Raw genomic sequence first — 6,995 nt, forward strand, 5'->3', positions numbered from 1 at the left:
CCTGGTCAGTGTGTTCCAGAGGGCGTCAGCGGGTGCCGTACAGGTGCTCCAGCGCGAGCTGGTCGAGGCGCTCGAACGCCGACCCGCGCGCCGCCAGGCCCGCGATGTCGGGCGTGAAGTCGCGGACGGCGCGCCAGTCCTCCCCCTCGGCCAGCGTCGGCGCGGCCAGCTCGTCCACCCGCGCGTCCCGCAGCGCCTCCTGGACCTCCGGGTCGGCGCGGAACGCCCGCACCTTCTCGCGCAGGATCAGCCAGTTGCGCATGCAGCCGCGCGCCGACTCCCACACCCCCGCGTCGTCCTCGGTGCGCGGCGGCTTGAAGTCGAAGTGGATCGGCCCGTCGTAGTCGCTGTTCTCGATGAGGTCGACGACCCAGAACGCGCCGCGCGCGTTCCCGGCGCCGAACCGCAGGTCCTGGTCGTAGCGGGGGCCGTTCTGCCCGTTCAGGTCGATGTGGAAGAGCTTGCCGTGCCACAGCGCCTGCGCCAGCCCGTGCGCGTAGTTCAGCCCGGCCATCTCCTCGTGCCCGACCTCGGGGTTGAGGCCGACCGTCTCGGGCCGCTCCAGCTCGCCGATGAACGCCAGCGCGTGGCCGACGGTCGGCAGCAGGATGTCGCCGCGCGGCTCGTTCGGCTTGGGCTCGATCGCGAAGCGGATGTCGTAGCCCTGGTCGGCCACGTACGCGCCGAGGACGTCGAACGCCTCCTTGTAACGGTCCAACGCGGCCCGCACGTCCTTCGCCGCGCCCGACTCGGCGCCCTCCCGGCCGCCCCAGCACACGTACGTCCGCGCCCCCAGCTCGGCGGCCCGGTCCAGGTTGTCCATGACCTTGCGCAGCGCGAACCGGCGCACGTCCCGGTCGTTGGCGGTGAACGCCCCGTCCTTGAAGATCGGGTGCGAGAACAGGTTGGTGGTCGCGGTCGTCACCACCAGCCCGGTCTCGTCCAGCGCCTTCCGGAACGCCGCGAGCCGCTCGTCCCGCTCCGCCGCCGTGGCGTCGAAGTCGAACACGTCGTTGTCGTGGAAGTTGACCCCGTACGCGCCGATCCGGGCCAGCTCGCGGACGGCCCGGTCGGCGGCCATCGGCGGCCGCGTGCCGGGGCCGAACACGTCGGCGCCCTGCCACCCGACCGTCCAGATCCCGAACGAGAACCGATCCTCGGGCGCGGGGGTGAAACGGTCACCACTCACACTGTCCACACTGTCCTCCCTCGACGATGTTCACTCTTACGCGGGCGTGCCGTCGCGCAGGGCGGCGTACCTCGCGCGGATCCCGGCGGCCGCCTCGGCGGCGGCGCGGCCGGCCTCGTGCTCGGTGGCGGGCGGGGCGGGCCAGGCGGGCGGCTCGGGGGTGCCGGCGGCGGCCCACGCGGCCTGCCGGGCGGCGCCCAGCGCCACGTACTCGGCGGGCTCGGGAACGGTCACCGGCGTGCCGAGGATCGCGGGGGCCAGCGTCCGCACCGCCTCCGAGCGGGCGCCGCCGCCGATCAGGAGCGTCCGGCGGGGCCGCACGCCCTGCGCCGCGAGGTACCCGGCGGCGTCGGCGAGGGAGCACAGCAGGGCCTCGACGGCGGCGCGGGCGAGGTTCGCGCGGGTGGCGTTGGCCGTGGTGATCCCGGCCAGGACGCCGGTGGCGCCGGGCCGGTCGGGGGTCCGCTCGCCGTCGAGGTACGGCAGCAGCGTCAGCCCGCCCGCGCCGGGGGCGGCGGACAGGGCCAGCGCCGACAGGCCGTCCAGGTCGGTGCCGGCGAGGTCGGCGGCCGAGCTGAGGACGCGCGCCGCGTTCAGCGTGCAGACCAGCGGCAGGTAGCGGCCGGTGGCGTCGGCGAACCCGGCCACGAACCCGCCCGGGTCGGCGGCCGGGGCCGGCGCCACGGCGAAGGCGGTGCCGGAGGTGCCGATCGAGATCACGACGTCGCCCTCGCGCAGGCCGAGGCCCAGGGCGGCGCCCATGTTGTCGCCCGTGCCGGGGGCCAGCCGGGCGCCCCAGGGCGTCTCGCCGACGGTCTCGGCGGGACCGGCGACGCGCGGCAGGGCCGGCTCGTGCCCGAGCGCGGCGGTGACCAGCTCGGGCAGGTAGCGGCCCTCGGCCGGGGACCAGTAGCCGGTGCCGGACGCGTCGCCGCGGTCGGTGACCGGGGCCGCGGCGCCCAGGCGCAGGGTCAGCCAGTCGTGCGGGAGCATGACCGAGGCGGTGCGGCGGGCGTTGTCCGGCTCGTTCTCGGCCATCCAGCGCAGCTTGGTGACGGTGAACGAGGCCAGCGGCACGCTCCCGGTCCGCTCGGCCCAGGTCTTGGGGCCGCCGAGCTCGCGGACGAGCGCCCTGGCCTGCGGCGCCGAGCGGGTGTCGTTCCAGAGGAGGGCGGGGCGGACCGGCTCGCCGGCCTCGTCGAGGGCCACCATGCCGTGCTGCTGGGCGGCCACGGCGACGGCGTCGGCGCGTTCGAGCAGGTCACGGACCCGGTTCAGGGCCTCCCACCAGCGCTCGGGGTGGCATTCGGTACCGTCGGGGTGCGGGGCCGCGGCGGCGTCCACGACGGTGCCGTCCTCGGCGCGGCAGAGCAGGACCTTGACCGACTGCGTCGAGGAATCGATCCCGGCGACGAGCACATGCCCCTCCGAGCGCGTCGAAACGTTTCGAAAGTTTTGCGATACCGTGCAGCCTAGACGGGTGTGAGCCGGGACACAACGGGCCGCTCAGGGGGCATAGTTCATGACGTGGTCGTGCAGCATCCGGGGGGCCTCGGGATCCTGCCGGCGGAACGCCTCGATCAGCACGGCGTGCTCGGCGGACTTGGAGTAGATCTCCGTCTGGTGCAGGCGGAGGGACAGCGTCGTCCACAGCTCGATGCCCAGCGACTCCCAGACCGAGGTGAGCAGCCGGTTCCCGGCGGTCTCCACGACCTCGCGGTGGAAGTCGATGCTCAGCCGCATCTGCTCGGGCAGGTCGCCGGACTCGGCGGCCTCGGCGAGGCGCCGGTTGTGCCGTTCCAGGGCGTCCACCCGGGCGGCCAGGCGCGGCAGCGCCAGCTCGGCGGCGGTACGCTCGAGCCCGGCCCGGACGGGAAAGATCTCGCCCAGGTCCTCCTCGGTGAACGGGCGCACCCGGGCACCGCGGTTCGGCAGGCTCTCCACCAGCCGCAGCGCCTCCAACTGGCGCAGCGCCTCGCGCACCGGCCCCTGGCTCACCCCGAGCTCGGTGGCGATGCGGCGCTCGACGATGCGCTCGCCCGGCTCCCAGCGGCCCGCCGTGATGCCCTCGACGATGAACTCGCGGATCTGGGCGGACAGGCCGGTGCGCAGCAGCGGATCGGAAGCGTTCACGCGCCAATGGTAGAGGGCGGCCCAGAACACGGCGGCGCCCACTTCCCGAGTACTCCCTGGTCAGTGCATACTGATGGGGAGGAATATGATCGATCATTGATCAATGATGATCAATGGAGGCCCGTGGCGACCCCGCGGTGCGCTCCAGGAGTCGTGAGGAGAACGCCGATGGCCGAGATCACCAAGGCGCGGGGCGCGGACACCCGTCCCCGGAAGACCACCGGCAGGACCAAGGCGGGGACCGGCGGCGCCGCGGCCGGGAAGCCGAGGTCCACCGGGACCGCGGGCGCGGGCGCCGGAACGCCGGGGAACCCGGCCGAGCTCGCGGGCTACTACCGGCAGATGCTGCTGGTCCGGCGGTTCGAGGAGCGGGCGTCGCGGGCCTACACCGAGGCCAAGATCGGCGGCTACTGCCATCTGAACCTCGGCGAGGAGGCCACCGTCGTCGGGCTGATGGCCGCGCTGCGGCCCACCGACTACCTGTTCACCAACTACCGCGAGCACGGCTACGCCCTGGCCAAGGGCATCGACGCCGGCCGCGTGATGGCCGAGCTGTACGGCCGCTCCGACGGGGTCTCCAAGGGCTGGGGCGGGTCCATGCACCTGTTCGACGCCGAGGCCCGGCTGCTCGGCGGGTACGGCATCGTCGGCGGGCAGCTCCCGCTGGCCACCGGCGCCGCCCTGGCGGTGTCGTACAAGGGCGGCGACGACGTCGTGATGTGCCAGATGGGGGACGGCACCACCGCGATCGGAGCGTTCCACGAGTCGCTGAACATCGCCGCGCTCTGGAACCTGCCCGCCGTCTTCGTCGTGATCAACAACGGGCTGGGCATGGGCACCACCGTCGAGGCGTCCGCGGCCGAGCCCGAGCTGTACAAGCGCGGCTCCTCGTACCGGATGGAGAGCGCCCGCGTGGACGGCGCCGACGTGATCGCCGTGCGCGACGCGGCCCGCGAGGCCGTCGAGTACGCCCGGTCGGAGTCCAAGCCGTACCTGCTGGAGACGGTCAGCCCCCGGCTGCGCGGCCACTCGGTCGTCGACCCGGCCCGCTACCGCACCAAGGAGGAGCGGCAGGCGCTGCTCGACTCCGACCCGCTGGCCGCGTTCGCCGAGCGGCTGGTGCGCGAGGGCGTGCTGACCGACGACGGGCTCGCCGCCGTCGAGGCCGAGGTCGCCGCCGAGGTCGAGGCCGCCGCCGCGTTCGCCGACGCCAGCCCGGCGCCCGACCCGTCCACCCTGTTCGACTACACCTACGCCACCCCGGTCGCCGGTGAGCAGCGCCGCCTGCCCGCCGACCCCGTGTTCGCCGACACCGTATTCCGTTCCTGAGGAGTCGTCCGATGGCACTTGTCACCTACCGCCAGGCCCTCCGGGACACGCTCCGCGCCGAGATGCTGCGCGACGAGAACGTCTTCCTGATGGGCGAGGAGATCGGGCTCTTCGAGGGCTCGTACAAGATCACCGAGGGGCTGCTCAAGGAGTTCGGCCCCAAGCGGGTGCGCGACACCCCGATCGCCGAGGAGGGCTTCGTCGGCGCCGCGATCGGCGCCGCGATGCTCGGCCTGCGGCCGGTCGTCGAGATCATGACGATCAACTTCTCGCTGCTGGCGCTGGACCAGATCGTCAACCACGCCGCCAAGATCTACGGGATGTTCGGCGGCCAGGCCAGCGTCCCGATGGTGATCCGCACGCCGGGCGGCGGCGGCCAGCAGCTCGGCGCCACGCACTCGCAGAACGTCGAGCTGTTCTACTCGTTCATCCCCGGCCTGAAGGTCCTCGCGCCGAGCACGCCCGCCGAGGCGTCCGCCATGCTCAAGGCCGCGATCCGGGACGACGACCCGGTGCTCTTCCTGGAGAACCTCGCCCTCTACAACAGCAAGGGCGAGCTGCCCGCCGAGATCGCCGAGATCGAGCCCGCCGAGATCGGCCGCGCCGCCGTGACCCGGCCCGGCACCGACATCACGATCATCGGCTACTCGCGGATGGCGCAGGTCGCCGCCCAGGTCGCCGAGAGGCTGGCCGGCGAGGGCGTCTCCGCCGAGGTCGTCGACCTGCGCAGCCTGCGCCCGCTGGACCGGCAGACGATCGTGGAGTCGGTGCGCCGCACCGGCTGCGCCGTCGTCGCCGAGGACGACTGGCTGACCTACGGCATCGGCGCCGAGATCGCCGCCTCCATCCAGGAGGGCGCCTTCGACTGGCTCGACGCGCCCGTCCGCCGGGTCGCGATGGCCGAGGTGCCGCTCCCGTACGCCAAGTCGCTGGAGACGGCCGCGCTGCCGTCCGCCGACTCCCTGCTCACCGCCGTCCGCGAGACTCTCCGCGCGACCGGCCGCGTCACCCTGGAGACCGCATGACCGAGATCCTCATGCCCCGCCTGTCGGACACGATGGAGGAGGGCGTCATCAGCTCCTGGCAGAAGAAGCCGGGGGACGAGGTCAAGGCCGGTGACGTGCTCTGCGACATCGAGACCGACAAGGCCGTGATGGAGTACGAGGCGTACGAGGACGGCGTGCTGGCCGAGATCCTCGTCGCCGAGGGCGAGTCGGCCCCGATCGGCTCCCCGATCGCGATCGTCGCGCCGCCCGGGACCGATCCGGCCGAGGCGCGCAAGCAGGAGAAGGAGGAGGCGGCCGCCGCCGCGCCGGCAGCCGCTCCCCAGCCCGAGAAGGAGCCCGAGCCGGAGCCCGCCGCTGCCTCGGCCCCGGCGCCCGCCGCCGCCGCGGCGCCCGCGCAGCCGGCCCGCGACGGCCGGCCGCCGTCCTCGCCGCTGGCCCGCCGGCTCGCCCGCGACCACGGCCTGGATCTGGCCGCGCTCACCGGCACCGGCCCCGGCGGGCGGATCATCCGCGCCGACATCGAGGCCGCGATCCGTACCAACGGGACCCAGGCCGCGGCCGCCCCGGCCCCGGCCGCGGCGGCGCAGCCGAAACCGGCGCCCGCCCCGGCGGCCCGGGCGGACGACGCGGACGTCGAGCGCGTGCCGCTCAACCGCTTCCGCAAGGTCGCGGCCCGCCGCCTCACCGAGAGCAAGCAGAACGCCCCGCACTTCTACCTCACCCGCGAGGTGGACGCCGAGGCGCTGCTGGAGTTCCGCGCGACGCTCAACGCCGCGCTCGCCCCGGCCAAGGTCAGCGTGAACGACCTGGTCGTCAAGGCATGCGCCACCGCGCTCCTGGAGCACCCCGCCGTCAACGTCTCGTACACGGAGGAGGAGCTCCTCTTCCACAAGCGGGTCAACGTCGGCGTGGCCGTCGCGGTCGAGGACGGCCTGCTCGTCCCGGTGATCCGCGACGCCGACCGCAAGAGCGTGTCCCGGATCGGCGCCGAGACCCGCGAGCTGGCGGGGAAGGCGCGCGAGGGCAAGCTGTCGGCGCAGGAGATGAGCGGCGGCACGTTCAGCGTCAGCAACCTCGGCATGTACGGCGTCGCGAGCTTCTCCGCCGTGATCAACCCGCCGGAGGCCGCGATTCTCGCGGTCGGCGCCGTCCGCGACGAGCCGGTCGTCCGCGACGGCCAGGTCGTCCCGGGCAAGCGCATGGCCGTGACGCTGTCGGTCGACCACCGCGCCACCGACGGCGCGACCGGCGCCGCGTTCCTGGCCCGCCTCGCCGAGCTGCTGGAGAACCCGCTGCTCATCGTCGCCTGACCACCCTTGTCGACTCGTGGGGGGGGG

6 protein-coding genes are annotated in these 6,995 nt (G+C 73.9%); 3 read left to right on the forward strand and 3 right to left on the reverse strand.

Annotated elements, in window-relative coordinates:
- Nucleotides 1-25: 25 nt before the first annotated feature.
- The 3 genes from xylA to ACA361_RS11595 form a co-directional block, all read right to left on the reverse strand.
- On the reverse strand, nucleotides 26-1,189 hold the full coding sequence (gene xylA / locus ACA361_RS11585) for a xylose isomerase (protein ID WP_375011861.1): 1,164 nt from the start codon (nucleotides 1,187-1,189) through the stop codon (nucleotides 26-28).
- A 36-nt stretch (nucleotides 1,190-1,225) separates the two neighbouring features.
- A complete protein-coding gene (gene xylB / locus ACA361_RS11590) occupies nucleotides 1,226-2,608 on the reverse strand; it encodes a xylulokinase (RefSeq protein WP_375011862.1) in 1,383 nt (460 codons plus the stop codon).
- 87 nt (nucleotides 2,609-2,695) lie between these two features.
- Nucleotides 2,696-3,322: a GntR family transcriptional regulator gene (locus ACA361_RS11595; RefSeq protein ID WP_366624105.1), complete on the reverse strand. Its 627-nt coding sequence runs from the start codon at nucleotides 3,320-3,322 to the stop codon at nucleotides 2,696-2,698.
- 168 nt (nucleotides 3,323-3,490) lie between these two features.
- On the opposite strand from ACA361_RS11595, the gene pdhA reads away from it, so the two are divergent.
- Genes pdhA through ACA361_RS11610 form a run of 3 tightly spaced genes read left to right on the forward strand, consistent with a single transcriptional unit; the run spans nucleotide 3,491 to nucleotide 6,968 of the window.
- Complete coding sequence (gene pdhA, locus ACA361_RS11600) at nucleotides 3,491-4,651, forward strand: pyruvate dehydrogenase (acetyl-transferring) E1 component subunit alpha (protein WP_375011863.1); 1,161 nt, start codon at nucleotides 3,491-3,493, stop codon at nucleotides 4,649-4,651.
- Between the two features lie 11 nt (nucleotides 4,652-4,662).
- Nucleotides 4,663-5,676 carry an alpha-ketoacid dehydrogenase subunit beta gene (locus ACA361_RS11605; RefSeq protein WP_375011864.1) on the forward strand — a complete coding sequence of 338 codons (1,014 nt, stop codon included), beginning with the start codon at nucleotides 4,663-4,665 and terminating at the stop codon, nucleotides 5,674-5,676.
- The gene (locus ACA361_RS11610) at nucleotides 5,673-6,968 is read left to right on the forward strand and encodes a pyruvate dehydrogenase complex dihydrolipoamide acetyltransferase (protein ID WP_375011865.1); all 1,296 of its coding nucleotides are present in this window, start codon (nucleotides 5,673-5,675) and stop codon (nucleotides 6,966-6,968) included. The genes ACA361_RS11605 and ACA361_RS11610 overlap by 4 nt, the downstream gene beginning before the upstream one ends.
- Nucleotides 6,969-6,995: the final 27 nt, after the last annotated feature.

This window comes from Actinomadura sp. 21ATH, assembly GCF_041951345.1.
Taxonomy (GTDB): domain Bacteria; phylum Actinomycetota; class Actinomycetes; order Streptosporangiales; family Streptosporangiaceae; genus Spirillospora.

What these genes read in the sequence shown, in the direction of transcription:
- ACA361_RS11605 (WP_375011864.1), top strand. Translation starts at nt 4,663, where the DNA reads ATGGCACTTGTCACCTACCGCCAGGCCCTCCGGGACACGCTCCGCGCC.
- ACA361_RS11610 (WP_375011865.1), top strand. Translation starts at nt 5,673, where the DNA reads ATGACCGAGATCCTCATGCCCCGCCTGTCGGACACGATGGAGGAGGGC.
- pdhA (WP_375011863.1), top strand. Translation starts at nt 3,491, where the DNA reads ATGGCCGAGATCACCAAGGCGCGGGGCGCGGACACCCGTCCCCGGAAG.